Source organism: Achromobacter maghribensis, assembly GCF_057334215.1.
The window spans coordinates 40,302-42,930 of the sequence record NZ_JBHFII010000035.1; the positions used below are offsets into that span (position 1 = coordinate 40,302).

Sequence of the window (2,629 nt, forward strand, 5' to 3'; positions counted from 1 at the left end):
GTTCAAGCCCGGCCGTAGCGCGGCGCCAGCTCTTCCGCGGCCTGTTCGGCGGCGTCGCGGTATGCCTGCAGAATGCCCGGCAGCACTTCTACGACATAGGTGCGCGTCAAATCGGCCGCGCGCTCGAAATCGCGGACGGCCAGCGCCTGCGTGATGCCGTGCGTGTAGATCTGCAAGGTATTGGTTTCGATCGAGCGCCGGGCCAGCAGATAGCGCAGCGGCTCCACCTGTTCGTAGAGCTTGCTGAGCATGCTGGTCAGCGGCGTATTGCCCGTGTAGCGGGCCGCCGCCAGATAGAACTCGCGCGCCGCCGCGATGCAGGCGCGAATGTCGCGCTTGGCCACGGCCGCCGCGATGGCCTCGTCATAGCTGCGCAGTTCGGCCACCAGCGGCGCCAGGTCGTGCATGTCCGCCAACTGGCGGATGCAATACGCCTCCAGCTCCGCACGCAGCAGGTACAGGTGACGGATTTGCGTTTCGGTATAGAGGGTGACCCTGAAGCCCTTGCGTTGGATATGCGTGACCAGGCCGCCCAGTTCCAGCAACCGCAGCGCTTCCCGGATCGGGCTGCGGCTGGTGCCGAAACGCTGCTCTAGTTCTTGCTCCCGCAAGGGCTGCCCGGGCCGGATAGTGCCATCCACTATCAACTCACGAATCTGTTCCTGTAGGAAATACGGAATCGTGGCGGGCGCTTTGACGTCCAATCGGCTCCCCTTGTACTGCGCGATGCGTGGTTGAGACACCGAGAAGATACTAGAAATCTATTGAAACACAAATAAGAATATTGTTGCAGAGACCAATAACTTTCGCTACGTCCTGCCCCGGGGATCAGTCCCAATCGTCGCGATAGACGAATTTGGGCATCTGCCAGTTGAAGCGCAGCGCCAGCAGGCGCAGGGCCAGGCCCGCCGCCAGCGCCACGGGCACGGCGGCGTTGGCCGACAGGCCCAGGGACTGTCCGCCCAGGTAAAGCGCCCCGGTCACGACCGACACGCTGGCGTACAGCTCTTTGCGGAACAGCAGCGGCACTTCGTTGCACAGCACGTCGCGCAGCACCCCGCCGGCGCAGCCGGTAATCATCCCGCTGATCAGCACCACCGTGATCGGCAATTGCATCAGCTGCGCCACCTGGCAGCCGATGACGGTGAACGCCACCAGCCCCAGGGCGTCGGCCAACAGGAATACGCTGCGCAGGCGCCGCATGACGGGCGCGATCAAGGCGGTCAGGATCGCGGCGCCGCCCGTCATCCACAGGTACTCGGGATGGATGACCCACGTCAGCGGGTAGTGTCCCAGCAGCACGTCGCGCAGCGACCCGCCGCCCAGGGCGGTCACGCAGGCAATGATGCAGACGCCCATCCAGTCCATGTCGCGCCGGCCGGCCGACAACGCCGCCGTCATGGCTTCGGCCACGATGGCGACCAGGTACAGCGTGTGCAGCAGGGCAGGAGAAATATCGGAGAGCATGGGGAAAGGCGGCAGCAAGACGGTGATCGGGCCGGAACGCGGTCCGGACTCGGGGTACGGCAGGCCCCATTGTATTGACCCTGACCGTGCGCAAGGCGCCATTGCCTACAGGCGTTCCATCCCGTACGCTGGACCGTGCGTTGATATCGATCAATCCCCAGTCCGCATCGCGGCGGGACAATGGGGACATGCCCTCAGGGGCGGCAACCGCCAGGTTGCCCGGATGCGGAAGCCGGCACCCTGGCTTGAACCGGGAGATAACGTATGACACAGCAAACAGGCCCCATCCTATTGGCAACGGACCTGAGCGCGCGGGGCGACCGTGCCCTGGACCGCGCGCTCCAGCTCACCAAAGAGCTCAACACCAAGCTGATCGTCCTGCATGTCATGGAAAGCCATGCCACGCCCGCCCGTCTTACCACGCCGGTCTGGCGGCGTCTGTCGACCGATCATAAAGCGCTGGCCGAACGCGAGCTGTCCGAAGACCTGGCTGCCGCCGACGTGCCGTCCGAAGTCGTCGTCGTATCCGGCGATCCCCTCACGCGCATCATGGAAACCGCCGACAGCTTCGGCTGCTCGCTGATCGTCACCGGCATCGCCCGCGATGAGACGCTGGGCCGGCTGCTGCTGGGCACCACCGTCGAAAAGCTGGCCCGCCAGGCGCGCCAGCCGGTTCTGGTGGTCAAGACCCGTCCGCGCAAGCCGTACCGCGACGTGCTGGTCGCCACCGATTTCTCGCCCGGCTCGCGCGAGGCCCTGCGCGCCGCGTTGCAGCTGGTGCCCAACGCCAATCTGACGCTGTTCCACGCCTATGACGTGCCGTTTCAGGGCAAGACCGTGCCCGACGACGCCGTTACGCGCAGCTTCTACAAGGGCGCCGAACAAAGCGCGCGGGAATTCACGGCTGAAACGCCCGAACTGGCCGGCAAGACGCCCCAGATCGTGCTCGAGGCCGGCCAGCCCGAAACCGTGCTGTCCGAATACTCGTTCAACCATCGCTCCGACCTGGTCGTCACGGGCACCCACGGCCGCACCGGCATCCTGCGCACCGCCATCGGCAGCGTGGCCGAGCGGCTGCTGGAATCCCTGCCCAGCGACGTGCTGATCGTCCGGCTGACCGAAAAGGAATAAGCCGCCCGCAAGAAAAATCGGCGCCCCCTCC

The 2,629-nt window shown here is 65.4% G+C and carries 3 protein-coding genes; 1 reads left to right on the plus strand and 2 read right to left on the minus strand.

Going from position 1 to position 2,629, the window contains the following annotated elements:
* Positions 1 to 2 precede the first annotated feature (2 nt).
* A complete protein-coding gene (locus ACE039_RS14570; RefSeq protein WP_485822669.1) occupies positions 3 to 704 on the minus strand; it encodes a GntR family transcriptional regulator in 702 nt (233 codons plus the stop codon).
* A 124-nt stretch (positions 705 to 828) separates the two neighbouring features.
* Positions 829 to 1,467, minus strand: coding sequence for a trimeric intracellular cation channel family protein (locus ACE039_RS14575; RefSeq protein ID WP_105559486.1), 639 nt, complete (start codon positions 1,465 to 1,467; stop codon positions 829 to 831).
* Between the two features lie 264 nt (positions 1,468 to 1,731).
* Here ACE039_RS14575 and ACE039_RS14580 point away from each other — a divergent pair, with 264 nt between their 5' ends.
* Complete coding sequence (locus ACE039_RS14580; protein WP_448710594.1) at positions 1,732 to 2,598, plus strand: universal stress protein; 867 nt, start codon at positions 1,732 to 1,734, stop codon at positions 2,596 to 2,598.
* Positions 2,599 to 2,629: the final 31 nt, after the last annotated feature.

Coding starts and splice junctions, on each gene's coding strand:
- ACE039_RS14575 (WP_105559486.1), bottom strand. CDS start 1,467: ATGCTCTCCGATATTTCTCCTGCCCTGCTGCACACGCTGTACCTGGTC.
- ACE039_RS14580 (WP_448710594.1), top strand. CDS start 1,732: ATGACACAGCAAACAGGCCCCATCCTATTGGCAACGGACCTGAGCGCG.